The organism is Planotetraspora thailandica (assembly GCF_016863335.1).
Classification (GTDB): Bacteria; Actinomycetota; Actinomycetes; order Streptosporangiales; family Streptosporangiaceae; genus Planotetraspora; species Planotetraspora thailandica.
In genome coordinates this window covers 272,840-291,077 of the sequence record NZ_BOOR01000010.1, presented here as the reverse complement: position 1 = coordinate 291,077, position 18,238 = coordinate 272,840, and the positions used below count along the sequence as shown (strand labels likewise).

The window sequence follows — 18,238 nt, the reverse complement described above, 5'->3', positions numbered from 1 at the left end:
ACCTAAGGGGAGTGGGGTCGAACATGTGGATCACGGATTGGACCTCCCGTGCCGCCTGCCGAGGTGCGGATCCAGACGCGCTATTCGTGCAAGGCGCCGCACAGAACCGGGCGAAGCTGATCTGCCGAGGATGCCCTGTTCGCACGGAATGCCTCGCCGACGCGCTGGACAACCGCATCGAGTTCGGAGTCTGGGGCGGCATGACCGAGAGAGAACGCCGAGCATTGCTGAGGCGGCGTCCTGACGTCGACTCCTGGCGTGACCTGCTCGAGTCGGCCAAGGAAGAGTACGAACGCACAAACGAGCTCATCGCCGGCTGAGTCCTCACCGCCGGTTGGGTACCACCGCACACCCTGCGGCTCTCCGGCCCGGCCACAAACGTCGGGTCAGCTCGTCTCCATGGCCGTCACCCCCGGCCGTTCATGTCATAGGCGGGCGCAAGCGCGCCTCCCCTCCATCCCTCCGTCGCCTCGCGCGGTCCGCATGGTCCGCGCGACATCACGTCATCAGCACGTCGCGGTCATGCGTTCCGCGCGCGTCGCAATCGTCCGTCGTTAGGACGGTCATGCGTTCCGCGCGCGTCGCAAACGTCCGTCGTGAGGACGAGAGTTCGTGCGCGCTACGACGCGAGCAGCCGCCCGATCTGCCGAAGACCCACCAGGTCGTGCACGTCCTCCGGCATCGCGGGCACCTGGACCAGCGGCACCGTGGGGTGCGCCGACGTGAAGTGTTCCTGCTCGCGCTGCTCTCGTGCGGCGAGTTGCATGCGGTCGGCGTGCAGACGCAACACGGCGGCCGTCAGTTCGTGGTCGCCGCGGGCCTCCAGGTCTTCCGCGGCGGCCAGGCTTCGCGCTGCGGACAACGCCGGAGCCGGTGACTGGTGCACCCGGTTCACCACCACGCCGGCGAGCGGCATGCGGTCTTCGGCCAGTCGCTCGACGAAGTAGGAGGCCTCACGCATCGCGTCGCGCTCGGGCGCGGCGACGATGAGGAAGGCCGTGCCCGGCGCCTGCAGCAGCCGATAGGTCTGTTCCGCGCGCTGGCGGAAGCCGCCGAACACGGCGTCGAGTGCCGACACGAACGTCTGGATGTCCTTGAGCACCTGCGCGCCGAGCACCTTCGTCAGCACCCCGGCGACGATGCCGAATCCCGCGTTGAGCAGCTTGAACGCGCTCCTGCCTCCGGCCTTGGCCGGTGCGGTGAGTATGCGGATCAGCTTCCCGTCGAGGAACCGGCCGAGCCGTTCCGGTGCGTCCAAGAAGTCCAGCGCCGATCGCGACGGAGGCGTGTCCACCACGATGAGGTCCCAGTCACCCGAACGGCGCAACTGGCCCAGTTTCTCCATCGCCATGTATTCCTGCGTGCCGGAGAAGCTCGACGACAACGACTGGTAGAACGGGTTGCTCAGAATCTGCTGCGCGCGCTGGGGGTCGGCGTGAGCCTCGATGATTTCATCGAAGGTCCGCTTCATGTCGAGCATCATCGCGTGCAACGCCCCGCCGTTCTCGGCGTTCACGCCGTCGGGGTCGGCGGGCGAGCCGCCGTCCTTAATGCGGCGGGGAGTGTTGTCGAGCTCGGTCAGGCCCATCGACTGGGCGAGCCTGCGGGCAGGGTCGACGGTGAGCACCACGACCGAGCGGCCGCGTTCCGCGGCACGCAAACCGAGCGCGGCGGCCGTGGTCGTCTTGCCGACACCTCCGGATCCGCAGCACACGATGATGCGCGTGCTCTCGTCGTCGAGGATCGCGTCGATGTCGAGCGCGGGTGCGGTCCTGGTCACTGGTCAGCCTTTCGCGCGCGGCCGGACGAGCACGCGGCCGTCATGCCACGCCCCGGGTGTGGATGGCCTCCGCGAGCTCGTAGAGGCCGGCGAGATCGGCGCCGCCCGCGAGCAACGGCAGATCGTAGAGCGGCACCCCCGCGCCTTCCAGCGTCTCCCGCTCCCGCCGTTCCAGTTCCGTACGGCAGGCATGCTCGGAGATCTCCTGCGCGAGGGCGTCGGCGATCAGGGAGGCGTCGGCCTTGCCGTCCGCGAGCCCGGCGGCCTTGAGCCCGAGCGCGAGCTCGGAGTTGTCGAACCGGTTGGCGGACGCCGCCTCGAGCACCGCCTCGGGCAGGCCCGTGGGACGGACCATGTTGATGAAGACGCCGCCCACGGGGAGCTTGGCCGTACGAAGCTCGGCGATGCCGTCCAGAGTCTCCTGGACGGGCATCTCCTCCAGAAGCGTCACGAAGTGCACCGCGGTCTCTGGGGAGGCGACGACCCCGCGGACCATGTCGGCGTGGTTCTTCACCGGTCCCACCCTGGCCAGGCCGGCCACCTCCTGGGTCACGTTGAGGAAGCGGGCGATCCTGCCGGTCGGCGGCGCGTCCATGACGATCGCGTCGTACACCCTCTTGCCCGACTTGTCGCGCCGCCGTACGGCTTCACTGGTCTTGCCCGTCACCAGGACGTCGCGCAGACCGGGGGCGATGGTGGTCGCGAAGTCGATCACGCCCATGCGGGTGAGCGCCTTGCCCATGCGCTTGATGCCGTAGAACATCTCGAGGTAGTCGAGCATGGCCTCTTCGGGATCCATCGCAAGGGCGTACACGTCCCCGCCGCCGGGCGCCACGGCGATCTTGCGCTCCTCGTAGGGCAGGGGCGGCAGTTCGAAGACCTGGGCGATGCCCTGCCGGCCCTCGACCTCGACGAGCAGGACTTTGCGGTTGCCCGCGGCGAGGGCGAGGGCGAGGGCGGCGGCCACCGTGGTCTTGCCGGTGCCGCCCTTCCCGGTCACGACATGCAGGCGCACACCCTCCCAGTCGGTGTCACGCGCCGCGTTCTTGCCGCCGGTCGGCCCGCTCACGTCGCCCCCTCCGGCTGTGTCCGCGGGATCGGTGCGAAGGCCCCGCCGCAAATGTGCCGGTCGGCCGGCCTGCAATCGCCCACAAATCGAAGGCTACCCAACGGTCACATGCCGATTCATCTCGGTCGTCTTCCTAGGGAACCCAGCGGAACGCCTTAGCGATCTGTTTGATAAGACTTGGCTCCTCGGCGCTCACCCCCCGACCGCGCCGAAAGGGAGGTGCCGACCATGGCGTCGGTGCTGTTCGGATTGTTTTTGATCATTGGCCTGTTCGTGGTCATCGCGGTCGCCCGAGGTGTCCGCGTCGTCCAGCAGTTTGAGACGGGGATCACGTTCCGGCTGGGCCGCATCCAACCGGAGGTACGCGGCCCGGGCCTGCATCTGATCGTGCCGATCATCGATCGGATGCAGAAGGTCAACATGCAGATCGTCACGATGGGCGTGCCCGCGCAGGAGGGCATCACCCGTGACAACGTCTCCGTCCGCGTCGACGCGGTGGTGTACTTCCGGGTCGTCGACCCCATCAAGGCCGTGGTCAACGTCCAGAACTACCTGTTCGCCGTCTCCCAGGTCGCCCAGACCTCGCTGCGGTCGGTCATCGGCCAGTCCGAGCTCGACCAGCTCCTGTCCGACAGGGACGCGCTGAACGCCAAGCTCAAGTCGGTCATCGACGAGCCGACCGAAGGCCCCTGGGGGATCAGGATCGAGCGGGTCGAGATCAAGGACGTGGCCCTGCCCGAAGGCATGAAGCGCTCGATGTCCCGCCAGGCCGAGGCCGAGCGGGAGCGCCGTGCCCGCATCATCACCGCCGACGGCGAGTTCCAGGCGTCCAAGCGGCTCGCCGCAGCCGCGGCCCAGATGTCCGCCGATCCGGCGGCGCTGCAGCTGCGCATGCTGCAGACCGTGGTGGAGGTCGCGGCGGAGAAGAACAGCACGCTGGTCATGCCCCTGCCGGTCGAGTTGCTGCGCTTCTTCGACCGGATGGCTCCGGCCCCGGACGCGAAGCGGGAGACCGAGCCGGTCGAGGGCGCGCCCGACGACCTGCCGGCTGCCGAGACCCCCGCCGAGCTGCCCGATGTGGACGACGGCGCACGCACGATCGAGGCGCCCCGGACGAATCGCGCGGGCGGCGGCGGCGACGCCTGAGGCATCGATAGCCTGTGCGCATGACCAAGTGGGAATACGTCACGGTGCCGCTGCTGACGCATGCGACCAAGCAGATTCTGGACAACTGGGGTGAAGACGGCTGGGAGCTCGTCTCGATCGTCCCGGGCCCCAACCCCGAGCAGCTCGTCGCCTACATGAAGCGGCCGAAGTGATGGCCACCCCGGAAGAGCGGATCGCCGACCTCGGGCTCGTGTTGCCCGAGGTCGTCGCTCCTTTGGCTGCTTACGTGCCCGCCGTCGTGACGGGCGACCACGTGTACACCTCGGGCCAGCTGCCGATGGTGGAGGGCAAACTCGCCGTCACAGGCAAGGTGGGGGCCGAGGTCTCCCCCGAGGAGGCCAAGGAGCTGGCACGCGTGTGCGGGCTCAACGCGATCGCAGCCGTGAAGTCGGTGGCCGGGGACCTGTCGAGGGTCGCCAGGATCGTCAAGGTCGTCGGGTTCGTCGCCAGCGCTCCCGGTTTCACGGGTCAGCCCCAGGTCGTCAACGGGGTGAGCGAGCTGCTGGGAGAGGTCTTCGGCGATGCGGGCAAGCACGCCAGGAGCGCCGTAGGCGTGGCCGTCCTCCCCTTGGACGCCCCCGTAGAAGTCGAGCTGATCGCCCAACTCCACCCCTGACCACGTCGGCGTGATCATGCCTTTTCCTGTGGGCGTGATCATGCAGAAGTTCGCGATGGGCATCGGCGACCTGCGCCCCCCTGCGCGTGATCATGCAGAACTTCGACGTTATGGCCGCTGAGCTGCGACGACGAAACTCGTGATCATGCAGTAATTCGGAGTCGGGCGTCTTGAGCTGGGGGTTCTCCATTGGTGATCATGCACTGGTGGCGCCGGTGCATGATCACCAATTTTGTTTGTGCAGGTGGCGCCCGTGATTGGCGAAGTGCATGATCACGAAACTCGTCGCCGCAGGTCACGCATGTTGCGTACGAACTTCTGCATGATCACGCGCTGCGTACGGCCAGGCAGGCGCGGCTTTCGCCGAACTTCTGCATGATCACGCGCATGGTGCGTGCATGATCACCAGCGTGGCCTGTGACCCCCGTGGACTGTGCGTGATCACCACCAAGCGGTGGGGGTGAATACCATTTGGGGGTGGTAACCGAGGGATGTTCTGGTGGGAGGGGCGGAGATGGGCATTCCATTGCCGGGTGAACTCGGGCAGCGGGCGAGGGACATCCTGGCAGGCCGCATCACTCCCGTACCGGCGCGTGACGCCGCCACCGTGGTCCTGCTCCGGGACGACCCTCTCGAGGTCTACCTGCTGAAACGCAAGGCGACGATGGCGTTCGCCGCCGGCGCCTATGTCTTTCCCGGGGGTTCGGTCGACCCTCGGGACGCCGACCACGCCATCGCATGGGCCGGCCCCACGCCAGCCGAATGGGCCGAACGGTTCCACGTCGACAAGCCGATGGCCCGTGCTCTGGTCTGCGCTGCCGTACGGGAGACCTTCGAGGAGTCGGGCGTGCTGCTCGCGGGCCCCGATCCGGAAACAGTCGTGGCGGACACCACCGGCGAGGGCTGGGAGGCGGACCGGCTGGCGCTGATCGCCCGCACGTTGTCCTTCGCCGACTTCCTCGACCGCCGGGGGCTGGTCCTGCGGTCGGACCTGCTGAAGGCCTGGGCCCACTGGATCACGCCGGAGATCGAGACCCGGCGGTTCGACACCCGGTTCTTCATCGCGGCGCTCCCCGAGGGCCAGCGGACCCGCGACGTCGGAGGCGAGGCGGACACGGTGGTGTGGACGACGCCGGCCGACGCGCTCGCGCAGGCCGAAGCCGGGGAGATCAACCTCATGCCTCCGACATTTCATACATTGACCGAGATGGCGGTGTTCGAGAGGATCGATCGCGTGTTCGCGACAGACCGGAAGATCACGACGTTCATGCCGTCCGCCGCCGAAGTGGACGGACATATCGTCCTGGTCGTGCCGGACATCGACTACCGCGTTCCCGGAGCCGGCGCGTGAGCGGGCTGCGTATCCCCGCCGGCAGCCCCGACGGGTCGGGCACGGAGAGCGCGACCAGCATTCTCGCCCCCAATCCGTCGCCGATGACCCTGGACGGGACGAACACCTGGGTGCTCGGCCGATCGGACGCGGTGCTGGTGGTCGATCCCGGTCCGGACGATGAGACCCACCTCAAGCGGGTGGTGGATCATCTCGGAGACCGCGGAGTCGCGGCGATCCTGCTCACGCACGGACACGAGGACCACAGCGGCGGCGCCGCACGGTTCGCCGAGATGGTGGGCGCTCCGGTCCGGGCACTTGATCCGCGGCACCGTCTCGGCGACGAGGGGCTCGGTGACGGCGACGTGGTCACCGCCGGCGACCTCGAGGTCAGAATCGTGGGGACGCCGGGGCACTCGTTCGACTCCCTGTGCCTGTGGCTTCCCGAGGACCGGGCGATGCTCACGGGTGACACGATCCTCGGCCGCGGCACCACCGTCATCGCGCCCGACGGAGACCTTGCCGACTACCTGCGCAGTCTCGACAAGTTACGGCAGAGTGCGGAGCTCCTGGAGGCGGAGGCGTTGCTGCCTGGGCACGGCCCGGTGCTGCGGGACCCGGCCGGCGTGCTCGACGCCTACATCGCCCACCGGCGGCAGCGGCTCGACCAGATCCGCGAGGCCATCCGGCAAGGAGCCAGAGACGCCCGCGAGATCGTCGAGATGGTGTACGCCGACGTGGACAGGTCCCTGTGGCCCGCCGCGGAGATGTCGGTCGCGGCCCAGCTCAACTACCTCAAGTCGCTCTAGCGCGACCGGTTGTAGAGGCGTTCCCTGTCCATGATCACAACGGCCTTGGCCTCGATGCGCAGCCAGCCGCGCTGAGCGAAGTCGGCCAGCGCCTTGTTGACCGTCTCCCGCGAGGCGCCGACCAGCTGGGCCAGTTCCTCCTGGGTGAGGTCGTGATGCACGCGGATGCCGTCGTCGGTCTTCTTCCCGAATCGGTCGGCCAGGTCCAGCAGCTGCTTGGCGACGCGGCCGGGTACGTCGGTGAACACCAGGTCGGCCAGCACGTCGTTCGTACGGCGAAGCCGCTGTGCGAGTGCGCGCAGCAGGTGAAGGGCCACCTCGGGGCGGCCGGTCAGCCAGGGGCGCAGGTCGTCGTGGCCGAGGCCGGCGAGCCTGACGTCCGTCAGCGCGATCGCGGAAGCCGTACGAGGGCGGGGATCGAAGAGGGAGAGCTCACCGAACATCTCACCCGGGCCGAGCACGCTCAGAAGGTTTTCCCGGCCGTCGGGCGCGGTGCGCGCTAACTTGATCTTGCCCTCGAGCACCACGTAGAGCCGGTCTCCCGTCTCGTTCTCGCTGAAGAGAGTGCGTCCCTTCGGCAGCTCCACTTCGGTGACGCTGGTCCGCAGCGCCGCGGCGCTCTCAGGGTCGAGCGCGGAGAACAGGGGAGCCTTGCTCAGTACTTCTTCGGTGCTCACGGTGCCTCCTTTACTGTGGTTCGCGCTCGGTCGTCGGCTCCGTGCTTAGCCATTGTGACCCACGCCTTCCGCATAGGCTTACGGGGTGCCCCGCAAAGTCCAGTCGGCTGTCGAGTCGCGGCTCGCGCTGGTCCGTCGTGCCCGGCGGATCAATCGAATCCTGGCCGAAACCTATCCTGACGCCCACTGCGAGCTCGACTTCGGCAACCCCCTTGAACTGCTGGTCGCCACGATCCTCTCGGCGCAGTGTACGGACAAAAGGGTAAATATGGTTACTCCGATACTTTTTGCGAAGTATCGGACAGCCGCGGACTTCGCTGCCGCCGATCGAGCGGAGCTTGAGGGGATCATCAAGTCGACCGGGTTTTTCCGGGCTAAGGCCAACAGCATCATGGGAATGGCCCAGATGCTCTGCGAGCGGTACGACGGCGAGGTGCCCGGCAAACTGGCCGAGCTCGTCAAGCTGCCCGGGGTCGGGCGCAAGACCGCGAACGTCGTGCTCGGCAACGCCTTCGGCGTCCCGGGGATCACCGTGGACACCCACTTCCAGCGGCTGACCCGCCGGTTCGGCTGGACCACCGAGACCGATCCCGTGAAGATCGAGCGCGAGGTCGGGGAGTTCATCCCCAAGTCGGAATGGACGATGTTGTCCCACCGCCTGATCTGGCACGGCCGCCGCATCTGCCACGCGCGCAAGCCCGCCTGCGGCGCGTGCCCGCTCGCCGCGCTCTGCCCCTCGTACGGCACGGGCCCCATCGACGCAGTGGAAGCCGCCCGATTGGTCAAGACCGGCCCGTTTTCCTGATCCCGAATTCGCATGGGTGGGAAGGCACAGCGGGCTCCCGTGGTTGTACGGCAGGCTGGTCCGCTCAGGTCCGGGTGCCCCCGGGCGGCGTTCGTCGGAGGTGCTCGTGGTTCCGGGCTGGTTGACCGATCTTGCGGCGGGAGCCGTACGAACCAGGGTGCCGGCGGGCCTGCGGCCGCCCGCGAACGGAGGCGGCCGGCCCGCGGCGGTGCTGCTCCTGTTCGGCGAGGGCCCGGAGGGGCCTGACGTCCTGCTCATCCAGCGCAGTTCGAACGGGCGCGTGCACGCCGGTCAGCCCGCCTTCCCCGGCGGCGGCGTGGACCCGGGCGACGACGGCCCGATCGGGGCGGCCCTGCGTGAGGCCGAGGAGGAGACCGGCCTCGATCCCACCGGGGTCGAGGTGGTCGGGACCATGCCTGAGCTGTACGTGTGGCGCAGCAACAACCGGGTCACGCCGGTGCTGGGCTGGTGGCACACCCCGTGTGCCGTGCACGCCGCCTCACCCGACGAGGTGGAGTCCGTGGAACGGGTGCCGGTGGCCGAACTCGTCGATCCTGCCAATCGGCTCATGCTGCGCTTCCCGGTGGGCGGCATGCCGCATCCGGCGTTCCGCGTGCGCGGCCTGCTGGTGTGGGGATTCACCGCGGGCGTGCTGGACGGCGTGCTCGCGGCGGCGGGGTTCGAGCAGCCGTGGGACCGGTCACGGGTCGAAGACGTGCCGCCCGAAGTCGTCGATCTTGCCGCCCGCGGCTAGCGTCAGACCCAGACAGGCCCAGTCGGCGACGTCACCGTCGGGGTCTGCGGCCAGACGGCGGAGCGCGGCCATCCCGGCGGAGTCGGGCGGGTCACCCATGACATTGGGCAAGGCGTAGGCCGCGCCGTACCGGATCATCGGATCGTCACGCGTGGACAGATCGATCACGGACGGCAGGGCGCGGCCGTCACGGAGGTGGCCGAAGGCGATCAGAACCGAGTAGAGCACGCGCGGATCTCCGTCGGTGACGGCGAGATGGCGAAGGACGGGGAGGCTTCTGTCGGCGAAGGGCCGGTCGCGGCCGAGTTCGCCGAGGATGTCGGCCCCCAGCACGCGCCGGTCGGCGGAAGAGCTCGCGCACAGGCGCCTGGCCTCGGTGAACGTTTCAAGGTCTCCACGTTCCTGGAGCGCGGAGATGGCCTGCCACCTCGCGGTGCCGTCCGGGTCGTGGTCGGCGAGCGCCATCCGGATGAGATCGCCGATGCTGCCGGGCACATGGCCGTCTGCTCGTTCGCCGGACTCGCCGTTTCCGCCGTCGGATGGCGGTTCCGATGCCCCCATGACGTCACGATATCGAGCAGACCTCCGGGACGCCTGCACGATTGTGAGCGAGGGTGGCTACCGTTGAAACTGTGCGCGGTGATCTCCTGGACCTCATACTGATCGGCCTCGTGGTGGCCTTTGCCGTATCCGGATATCGGCAGGGCTTCATCATCGGGGCTTTCAGCTTCGTCGGGTTCGCGGGCGGTGCAGTCCTCGGGCTGGTCGTCGCGCCGCCGATCGCCGGGGCGATCGTGAGCGGGGACATCGAGAGGGCGCTCCTCGCCATCGTCATCCTGTTCCTGGCGGCGGTGGTGGGCCAGTTCGCCTTCTCCACCATCGGGGCGGTCGTACGCAGCCACGTGACCTGGGAGCCTGCGCGAGTGGTCGACGCCTTCGGCGGCTCGGTGGCCAGCGGGTTGTCGGTGCTGCTCTTCGCGTGGCTGATCGGGTCGCTGCTCGTTCAGATGAGCATCACCATGGTCAAGGAGCAGATCAACGGATCAGTGGTCTGGCAGACCGTCGATGAGGCGATTCCCAGCGGTGTCCGGGCATGGCGGCCGTTGAACGACTTCGTGGGCTCCGAATGGCCCCAGGTGCTCACGTCGATCAGTGGCCAGAACGTGCCGCCGCCGGACGAGGGGGTGCTTCGCGGGAGCGCCGGCCTTACCCGGGCGCGCAAGGCCATCGTCAAGGTGCAGGGGACCGCGCCGACCTGCCGTAAGCACATCGAGGGCACCGGGTTCGTCTACGCCCCGCACAAGATCATGACGAACGCGCATGTGGTTGCCGGGGTCACCCGGGACATCCACGTCACCGACTCGACAGGCGTGAACCACACCGCCCGTGTGGTGCTCTACAACCCCGAACGCGACATCGCCGTGCTCGACGTGCCCGACCTCCAGGTGTCGCCGCTGCGCTTCGACTACGACGCCGCGAGCCGCGACAACGCGATCATCGCCGGGTATCCCAAGGGCCACGGGTTCACCCCGCGTGCCGCCCGGGTCCGCGTCAAGCAGCGGGCCGAGTCGTACGACATCTACAACCTGAGGAAGGTCGACCGGGAGGTCTACGCGATTCGGGGGACGGTCCAGCCGGGCAACTCGGGCGGGCCCCTGCTCAGCACCGATGGCCGTGTCTATGGTGTGATCTTTGCGGCCGCCACGGACGAACCCGAGACGGGATACGCCCTCACGGCCTCAGAGGTGAAGCCCGACGCCGAAGACGGCAGCACCGCCACGACCCGGGTCAGCACCCAGGAATGCGACTGACGCCCCCCCTGGCGTGATCATGCAGAAGTTCGGCTGGTCTGTCCCTGGCCAGGCAAAACATGAATCGTGATCATGCAGAAGTTCGGTCATTCGGGCCCTGACCAGGCAAGACGCAGCCCGTGATCATGCAGATGTTCGGGACGGCAATCCCCCACCAGGCAAAATGTCAATCGTGATCATGCACGTCGCGCAGGCGCTTCTCGATACGGGAGATCGCCTCATGGGCCTCGGCCGCCCCTGAATCGATCTCGACGACGATCTGATCGGTGGCCCGGGCCAGTGCCCGGAGGTCCAATCCGTACGGCCGGCGAGAGCCGTACGTGCTGAAACGGGCGGCCCCTCGCGTGAGGAGGGCGACGGCGCCGGCGGGATTACCTCGCTGGATATGGGTCAAACCAACACAAACCTGGGCGAGTCCCTGCCAGAGTTCGCGCTCGTCGGCCGGGCCGGTCTTCCAGCGCGCCTCCAGCACCTCGTGGGCGTGGAAGGGGCGCTCGGCGGCGAGGAGGCGGCGGGCCTCTTCCAGGGCCTCCTCTGCATCCGGGGCGTAGTCGTCCGGGATGCGTGGCACCCCTTCCTCGCCGCGGGGCAACGGTCTGCCGTACTCGTCGCGAGGGCGGGAACTGCGGGGTCTGCCCGCTTCGTCACGGTCACGCATAGTCCCTCCACATTGCATGATCACGAACGATGTTGTGCCTGCTCACGATGGTCGTACACGAAGTTCTGCATGATCACGATCCGCGTTTTTCCTGGTCAGGGCCGAATGACCGAACTTCTGCATGATCACGGCCAGGGGTGGGCGCTGGTCACCGGCCACATCCGCGAAGTTCTGCATGATCACGCCCCCGGGGTGGGGTCAGCGGTCGGGTTCGGGATCGGTGAGCCAGCCGATCAGCTCGGCGTCGAACTGGGCGGGCTGCTCCTCGTGCGGGAAATGCCCGGCCCCTTCGATCTGTCTCCACCGGTACGGCGCGGCGACGAAACGGCTCGACCCCTGGGCGGTGTGCGGGAGGACGCAGGTGTCGAGGGCGCCGTGCAACTGCAACGTGGGCGCCTCGATCTGCTTGCGCATCTGGCGGGCGTACCGCTGTCCGTCGGGCCTCAACTGGGAGCGGCCGAACCAGCGGTGATACTCCAGCGCGGAGTGCGCCACGGCCGGAATGAGAAACGCATCCTGATAGGTCCGGGCGACGTCGTCGGCGGGCCACTCCGGGCCCGACCACTCGTTGAGCATGCGCCCGACCAGAGCGGCTCCATCAGTCGTCAGGCGGCGCTCAGGCACAAGGGGTAGCTGGAACCCCAGGGTGTGCGCACTGGCCTTCATCTGGCCGAACAAGTCCGTCAGGAGCGCCGTGCGCATCCGCAGCGGATGAGGGCTCGACACGGGCACCAGCCGGCGCACCACCTTGGGGTCGAGCACGCTCATCGTCCAGCCGATCAGGCCGCCCCAGTCGTGGCCCACGACGACGGCGCCCGTTTCGCCCAGCGCGCGGACAAGGCCGGCGGCGTCGACGGCGAGCGTGGGGAGGTCGTAGCCCCGCGGGGGTTTGTCGCTCGCGCCGTATCCCTTCAGGTCGACGGCGACGGCTCGATATCCGGCCGCCGGCAGCGACACGAGCTGATGCCGCCACGTCCACCAGAACTGGGGGAATCCGTGCAGCAGCAAGATCAGCGGGCCCTCGCCGGCCTCCACGACGTGGAAGCGGTTGCCGCCCGCGTGCACCTCGCGGTGTGTCCAGGGGCCCTCGACCCGGACCAGCGACTCGTCACGTGGCATCGCTGACGGACTCCCGGTGCGCGCCCACCTGCCCTGCGGTGGGGGCCGTCTGCTCGGCGGAGAGAGCCGTACCCTCCTTGAGGCCCTTCAGCGATCGGGTTGTGCGCTTCATACCGGACAACCCCTTCAGCCGGCGATATCCGATGAACGTGAGCAACGCGGCGATGATCAGGTAAACGCCAGTGACGATGAGGAACGCGGCCCAGGTCCAGATTCCCAGGGCGATCAACCCGTAGGCCAGGGTGAACGAGGCGAGGATCAAGCACAGATGCGCGATGAACGCGGCTGCGCCGAACAGCCCGGCGGCGGTACCGACCCGCTTCGCGTCGAACTTGAGCTCGGCCTTGGCCAGCTCGATCTCCGAGCGTACGAGGGTCGAGATGTGGTGGCTGGCCTGAGCGACCAGCGCGCCGAGCGATTCGTCCTCGGGCATCAGCGATCTCCTATCTGCGACTACGAGACATCATGGCGTGTTCGCGTCCGTACGCGCACGTGAAGCAGGTTGTCGCTGATCCTCGCGAACCCGGGGCCGCACCGGGGGGACGGCCCCGCCTGGTACGCCTCGATCGGATGTTCCGGCATACCTGCATTAAGGCTACCGAAAATCTCCGAAAACAGATGAAAAGGGCGCGGGTGTCGTACACCCGCGCCCCTCAGTGGATCCGGCTCAGTCTTCGCTCTTGGCCGTCGGGAGCTTGTCGGCGATCAGGTTCATGACCGCGCTGTCGGTCAGCGTGGTGACGTCGCCGAGCGACCGGTTCTCCGCCACGTCACGCAGCAGGCGGCGCATGATCTTGCCGGACCGGGTCTTGGGCAACTCGGGCACGACCATGATCTGGCGCGGCTTGGCGATCGGCCCGAGCTCCTTCGCCACGTGGGCGCGCAGCTCGGCGGCGATCCCGTCGCTCTCCTCCGCGGTGCCGCGCAGGATGACGAACGCCACGATGGCCTGTCCGGTCACGGGGTCGGTCGCGCCCACCACGGCCGCCTCGGCGACCTTCGGGTGGCTGACCAGCGCGCTCTCGACCTCGGTGGTCGAGATGTTGTGGCCGGAGACCAGCATCACGTCGTCGACGCGGCCGAGCAGCCACAGGTCGCCGTCGGAGTCGCGCTTGGCGCCGTCGCCGGGGAAGTACATCCCGTCGAAGCGCGACCAGTAGGTGTCGATGTAGCGCTGGTCGTCGCCCCAGATCGTCCGGAGCATCGAGGGCCACGGCTCGCGGACGACGAGGAAGCCGCCGCCGCCGTCGGGCACGGACACGCCCTGGTCGTCGACCACGTCGGCCACGATTCCGGGGAGCGGCCGCATGGCCGCACCGGGCTTGGCGTCGCTCACGCCGGGCAGCGGGCTGATCATGATGGCGCCCGTCTCGGTCTGCCACCACGTGTCGACCACCGGGCAGCGGTCGCCGCCGATGTGCTCGCGGTACCAGACGTACGCCTCGGGGTTGATGGGCTCGCCGACCGAACCGAGCACCCGCAGGGACGACATGTCGTACTTGGCGGGGATGTCATCGCCCCACTTCATGAACGTCCTGATCGCCGTGGGGGCGGTGTAGAGGATCGTCACGCTGTACTTCTGCACGATCTCCCAGAACCGGCCGCGGTGGGGCGTGTCGGGCGTGCCCTCGTAGAGCACGCTGGTCGCGCCGTTGGCGAGCGGGCCGTACACGATGTAGGAGTGCCCGGTCACCCAGCCGATGTCGGCGGTGCACCAGTAGATGTCGGTCTCCGGCTTGAGGTCGAAGACCGCGTGGTGCGTCCAGGCCGCCTGGGTGAGGTAGCCGCCGGTGGTGTGCAGGATGCCCTTGGGCTTACCGGTGGTGCCGCTGGTGTACAGGATGAACAGCGGGTCCTCGGCGTCGTGCGGCACGGCCTCGTGCTGGGGCGACTGCCGCTCGACGATGTCGTGCCACCACACGTCCTTGTCGGTCGCGGCGACGTCCTGGCCGGTGCGCCGTACGACGAGCACGTGCTCGACGCCCGGGCACTCGGCCACCGCCTCGTCGACCGTCGGCTTGAGCGCGCTCGGCGCCCCGCGCCGGTAGCCGCCGTCGGCGGTGATGACGAGCTTGGCGTCGGCGTCGTCGATCCGGCTCTTCAGCGCGGCGGCGGAGAACCCGCCGAACACCACCGAGTGGATCGCGCCGATGCGCGCGCACGCGAGCAGCGAGATCGGGAGCTCGGGGATCATCGGCATGTAGATGGCGACCCGGTCGCCCTTGCGCACGCCCAGCTCCTCGAGCGCGTTCGCCGCCTTGGAGACCTCTGCCTGCAGGTCGGCGTAGGTGATCGTACGGCTGTCGCCGTCGGGCTCACCTTCCCAGTAGTAGGCGACCTTGTCGCCCCGGCCGGCTTCCACATGGCGGTCGACGCAGTTGTAGGCCACGTTCAGCTTGCCGTCGATGAACCACTTGGCGAAGGGGGCGTTCCACTCCAGAGTGGTCTCCCAGCGCTGGTTCCACGACAGCCGGTCGGCCGCGCGTTCCCAGAACGCGAGCCGGTCCTGGGTGGCTTCCTCATAGGCGCTCGCCGTGACGTTCGCCGCTGCCGCCAGGTCCGCGGGCGGGGCGAACCGCCGCGTCTCGCTCAGCAGGTTGGACAGCGTCTCCTGGGTCTCATGGCCGGGGATCTCGGGGGCCACTCCGTACTCCTTCACAGCTTTGTGGAATCACTTTCGTTTCGGCCGCCTCGGCCAAGCTACGGGTGTGTCGTGTCCCACTTCACCAGGCCACCGGCGCAAAGTACAAGTAATCCGGCCCGGGCGTGGGCGCCTGCGGACCAATTAGCATGATCACCCACTTGTCGGCGTTCGGCTCGCTTCATCACGAAATCTAATGCGATGTGAGGACTTCCAGGGAGTAGCCGTACCCACCTGCGCTCAGCGGCTTCACCGGCTCGCCGAACGACGCCTACCCGCCGGTAAGGTCGGTCCCTGTGAAGGACCCATTGGCCGCCGTCGCCGATCTGCCCGGCGTTCCGCAGGCCGTACAGGAGGCGCGTGAGGCGGTCGACCGCCTCTACGGTCACCGCGTGTTGCGCCGCCGCAGCCCCGAGGTGTCGGCCGAGTCCGCCCTGCGCGGCGCCCGCGCCTCCGCCGCGATCGAAGGCGCCGAGGCCGAGCTCGAGCCGCTTCGCCGCGGAGACGTGACCGACCCCGTCGTCCAGGGGGCGTTGCGGGCCTCCGCCGAGCTCGGCAGGCTCGGCAAGATCTGGCGGTCCGCGCCTCCGCAGGTGCTCGCGCGGCTGCATACCCTGGCCGCGACGGGCGTCTCGGCCGATCCCGGCAGGCCCAGGACGACGCCGACCTCCGCCGACCCGCTCGGGCTCGGTCCGGCTCCCGGTGCCGAGGAGGCCTCCGTACGGATGACCGCGCTGGCGGGTCTCGTCTCAGGAACGACCACGGCCCCGGCCGTGGTGCTCGCGGCGATCGTGCACGCGGAGCTCGTCGTCCTGCGTCCGTTCGGGGTCGTCGACGGTGTGGTGGCTCGGGCGGCGGAGCGGCTCACCCTGGTGGAGCACGGGCTCGACCCGAAGTCGCTCGTGGCGGTGGAGGTGGGCCACGCCGATCTCGGCGACGCGTACGCGGAGAACCTGCGGGCCTATCTCGGCGGTACGGCAGAAGGGGTGGCGGCGTGGGTGCGGCACTGCGCATCCGCCGTCGTGCTGGGAGCCCGTGAGACCACGGCCGTCTGCGAGGCACTATCGCGCTGACGGCCGTTCCGTACGGCACAGGCCTTCAGATGCGGCCATACCTGATCGGCATGGAAAACAGGCCGGACTTGCTCCGGCGTGGAGACCGGCTGTGGAAAACGCCGGCCCGGCGGAAAATAGACCGGATAAACCAGGATTTACTCGGACAAAGCGGACGGCGTCCCTGGTATGGAACGCCGTCGCCTGTACGTCACGCCGGGTTACCAAGCGTGCACCTCGAATTTGCCGGATCGGGTCTAGCCCGTCTCGGCACGCCTCCCGCGGCTGGTCGCGCGTGGGTGCCCGGTGGCCGTACCCGGGCCCATGGGCCCGTAAGCCCTTTCTACGTCCGATTCCTTCGCTTGGAAACCCCAGTGCCAAGACCTTTACCGTCGATCACGGTCTTCCGGAAACAGCTATTCGTGTGGTCTCATGACGGTAAGAGGGATCTCTGCGTCAGGGGTCGCTCTGCCGTTCCGGTACGGATTTCACGCAGCGTGACGGGTTTCTATACCCGAAGCGGCTGCTGATGTCCACGCGCAAGACTGACTCAGTGAAAAAAACTGACTCAGATTAGAGAGGATGCTCGACGAACCTCGCATCGATCGGGCAGCATACGGTGTGGCTATTACGAGGAGGCCGAGCATGAGCACCTTGCCGCGCGATGGCCTCGCGTTTAAGACTTTCTTCTAATACGGGACCGGCTCTACCCCCCCAGAGCCGGACCGGTCGGCGACCCCCGCTTTCCCCCCCAAGCGGGGGTCGCCCTCATTTCCGCGCGGTTCGGTTCCGACTCCGCCGCTTTTCCACAGGTCTTGCGTTGTCCACAGAGCCCGGTTCGGTGACCGGCTCGCACTCCCCCGGCGCGCAAGGTGGTCTCTCCCGACGACGACCGACAGGGAGAGCCCGATGCACCGGCCCTTGGCCATCACCGACGATCAGGACCTTCTCGACGACCTCCTGCGCGTCGCCGCGGCGGCGGGGACGGAGATCGACGTTGTGGGCACGGCGTCCCACGCCCGGCCGTACTGGACCCGCGCCCCGCTCGTGATCGTCGGCGGGGAGATCGCCGACGACCTCGCCGCGACCGGTCCGCCGCCCCGGCAGAACGTGCTGCTCGTCACCCGCGCCGTGAACGACCCGGACATGTGGCGACGGTGCGTGTCCTTGGGGGCCCGGACCGTGCTCGAGCTGCCGGAGGCGGAGCGCCTGCTTGTGGAAGAACTCGGGGAGCTCGCCGACCCTGTGACGAGGTCGGGCACCGTCGTGTGCGTCACCGGCGGCAGGGGAGGCGTGGGCGCCACCGTGCTGGCGGCGTCCCTGGCGCTCACGGCCGCCCGCGAAGGCGCGCGCACGCTTCTGATCGACGCCGATCCGCTGGGCGGGGGCATCGACGTCGTGCTGGGCCAGGAGGAGGCCATGGGAGCCCGCTGGCCCGACATCGCCGGCAGGGAGGGCAGGGTCAGCTATTCCGCCCTCCAGGACGCGCTTCCGACGTTCGGGGACCTCACCGTCCTGTCATGGCATCGGGGGGAGCCGACCGGCATTCCCCGGGAGGCCATGCGCGCCGTCCTCGACGCGGCCCGGCGCGGCTGTGATCCCGTGGTCGTGGACCTCCCGCGATCGGTCGGCGACAGCGAGTCCGAGGCGCTCTCCCGGGCGACCGCGACGCTTGTCGTGGTCCAGGCCGATGTCAGGGGGACGCTGGCGGCGGCCCAGTCGCTGGCGCTGTTGCGGCGCCACACCGGTGACCTCAGGGCGGTGCTGCGCTCGGGGAGCCTTTCGCCGGAGGTCGTCGCCGCGACCGTCGATGTGCCCTGCGCCGGCGTGCTGCCCGAGGTCCGGGGTCTCGCCGAGACGCTCGACCGGGGCGATCCGCCTCCGCTCGGCAGGGCTCCGCTCGGGCGGTTCTGCTCCGATCTGCTGTCGAAGCTGGCGTCATGACCTGGG

The 18,238-nt window shown here is 68.6% G+C and carries 19 protein-coding genes; 11 read left to right on the top strand and 8 right to left on the bottom strand.

Annotation, left to right across the window (positions count from 1 at the left end; genetic code table 11):
- Positions 1-23: 23 nt before the first annotated feature.
- On the top strand, positions 24-320 hold the full coding sequence (locus Pth03_RS10425) for a WhiB family transcriptional regulator (RefSeq protein WP_036326687.1): 297 nt from the start codon (positions 24-26) through the stop codon (positions 318-320).
- Between the two features lie 299 nt (positions 321-619).
- Here Pth03_RS10425 and bagB read toward each other — a convergent pair whose 3' ends face one another.
- Positions 620-1,780: an ATPase BagB gene (gene bagB, locus Pth03_RS10420; protein ID WP_239118907.1), complete on the bottom strand. Its 1,161-nt coding sequence runs from the start codon at positions 1,778-1,780 to the stop codon at positions 620-622.
- A 40-nt stretch (positions 1,781-1,820) separates the two neighbouring features.
- Entirely contained in the window at positions 1,821-2,849 is a 1,029-nt protein-coding gene (bagA, locus tag Pth03_RS10415) for an ATPase BagA (RefSeq protein WP_239118906.1), read from the bottom strand.
- Between the two features lie 228 nt (positions 2,850-3,077).
- On the opposite strand from bagA, the gene Pth03_RS10410 reads away from it, so the two are divergent.
- From Pth03_RS10410 to Pth03_RS10390, 5 genes are all read left to right on the top strand, one after another.
- Positions 3,078-3,995: a slipin family protein gene (locus Pth03_RS10410; RefSeq protein ID WP_203943947.1), complete on the top strand. Its 918-nt coding sequence runs from the start codon at positions 3,078-3,080 to the stop codon at positions 3,993-3,995.
- 20 nt (positions 3,996-4,015) lie between these two features.
- A complete protein-coding gene (gene sp36, locus Pth03_RS10405) occupies positions 4,016-4,168 on the top strand; it encodes a Sp36 family protein (RefSeq protein ID WP_203881737.1) in 153 nt (50 codons plus the stop codon).
- Positions 4,168-4,632 (top strand): RidA family protein, encoded by a 465-nt coding sequence (locus Pth03_RS10400; protein WP_203943946.1) that lies wholly within the window; start codon positions 4,168-4,170, stop codon positions 4,630-4,632. Before sp36 ends, Pth03_RS10400 begins: the two co-directional genes overlap by 1 nt.
- Before the next feature lie 514 nt (positions 4,633-5,146).
- On the top strand, positions 5,147-5,983 hold the full coding sequence (locus tag Pth03_RS10395) for an NUDIX hydrolase (protein WP_203943945.1): 837 nt from the start codon (positions 5,147-5,149) through the stop codon (positions 5,981-5,983).
- Positions 5,980-6,771: an MBL fold metallo-hydrolase gene (locus Pth03_RS10390; protein WP_239118905.1), complete on the top strand. Its 792-nt coding sequence runs from the start codon at positions 5,980-5,982 to the stop codon at positions 6,769-6,771. The genes Pth03_RS10395 and Pth03_RS10390 overlap by 4 nt, the downstream gene beginning before the upstream one ends.
- On the opposite strand, the gene Pth03_RS10385 is transcribed toward Pth03_RS10390, so the two are convergent.
- On the bottom strand, positions 6,768-7,448 hold the full coding sequence (locus tag Pth03_RS10385; protein ID WP_203943944.1) for a Crp/Fnr family transcriptional regulator: 681 nt from the start codon (positions 7,446-7,448) through the stop codon (positions 6,768-6,770). The genes Pth03_RS10390 and Pth03_RS10385 overlap by 4 nt on opposite strands.
- Positions 7,449-7,533: 85 nt before the next feature.
- Here Pth03_RS10385 and nth point away from each other — a divergent pair, with 85 nt between their 5' ends.
- Both nth and Pth03_RS10375 read left to right on the top strand, forming a co-directional pair.
- Entirely contained in the window at positions 7,534-8,253 is a 720-nt protein-coding gene (nth, locus tag Pth03_RS10380) for an endonuclease III (protein ID WP_203943943.1), read from the top strand.
- A 106-nt stretch (positions 8,254-8,359) separates the two neighbouring features.
- Positions 8,360-9,007: an NUDIX hydrolase gene (locus Pth03_RS10375; protein ID WP_239118922.1), complete on the top strand. Its 648-nt coding sequence runs from the start codon at positions 8,360-8,362 to the stop codon at positions 9,005-9,007.
- Here Pth03_RS10375 and Pth03_RS10370 read toward each other — a convergent pair.
- Positions 8,954-9,568, bottom strand: coding sequence for a HEAT repeat domain-containing protein (locus tag Pth03_RS10370; RefSeq protein WP_203943942.1), 615 nt, complete (start codon positions 9,566-9,568; stop codon positions 8,954-8,956). The two genes, Pth03_RS10375 and Pth03_RS10370, sit on opposite strands and share 54 nt — an antisense overlap.
- A gap of 71 nt (positions 9,569-9,639) precedes the next feature.
- On the opposite strand from Pth03_RS10370, the gene Pth03_RS10365 reads away from it, so the two are divergent.
- Entirely contained in the window at positions 9,640-10,818 is a 1,179-nt protein-coding gene (locus Pth03_RS10365; RefSeq protein WP_203943941.1) for a MarP family serine protease, read from the top strand.
- A 166-nt stretch (positions 10,819-10,984) separates the two neighbouring features.
- Here the strand turns inward: Pth03_RS10365 and Pth03_RS10360 are convergent, their stop codons facing one another.
- From Pth03_RS10360 to acs, 4 genes are all read right to left on the bottom strand, one after another.
- Positions 10,985-11,476 carry a DUF309 domain-containing protein gene (locus Pth03_RS10360; protein ID WP_203943940.1) on the bottom strand — a complete coding sequence of 164 codons (492 nt, stop codon included), beginning with the start codon at positions 11,474-11,476 and terminating at the stop codon, positions 10,985-10,987.
- Between the two features lie 198 nt (positions 11,477-11,674).
- The gene (locus tag Pth03_RS10355; protein ID WP_203943939.1) at positions 11,675-12,595 is read right to left on the bottom strand and encodes an alpha/beta fold hydrolase; all 921 of its coding nucleotides are present in this window, start codon (positions 12,593-12,595) and stop codon (positions 11,675-11,677) included.
- On the bottom strand, positions 12,585-13,028 hold the full coding sequence (locus Pth03_RS10350; protein ID WP_203943938.1) for a phage holin family protein: 444 nt from the start codon (positions 13,026-13,028) through the stop codon (positions 12,585-12,587). Before Pth03_RS10350 ends, Pth03_RS10355 begins: the two co-directional genes overlap by 11 nt.
- A gap of 234 nt (positions 13,029-13,262) precedes the next feature.
- On the bottom strand, positions 13,263-15,239 hold the full coding sequence (gene acs / locus Pth03_RS10345; protein ID WP_203943937.1) for an acetate--CoA ligase: 1,977 nt from the start codon (positions 15,237-15,239) through the stop codon (positions 13,263-13,265).
- Positions 15,240-15,532: 293 nt separating this feature from the next.
- Between acs and Pth03_RS10340 the strand changes: the two genes are divergently transcribed.
- Together Pth03_RS10340 and ssd are read left to right on the top strand one after the other, a co-directional pair.
- Positions 15,533-16,309 (top strand): Fic family protein, encoded by a 777-nt coding sequence (locus Pth03_RS10340; RefSeq protein WP_203943936.1) that lies wholly within the window; start codon positions 15,533-15,535, stop codon positions 16,307-16,309.
- Positions 16,310-17,197: 888 nt separating this feature from the next.
- Positions 17,198-18,232 carry a septum site-determining protein Ssd gene (ssd, locus tag Pth03_RS10335; RefSeq protein WP_203943935.1) on the top strand — a complete coding sequence of 345 codons (1,035 nt, stop codon included), beginning with the start codon at positions 17,198-17,200 and terminating at the stop codon, positions 18,230-18,232.
- Positions 18,233-18,238 lie beyond the last annotated feature (6 nt).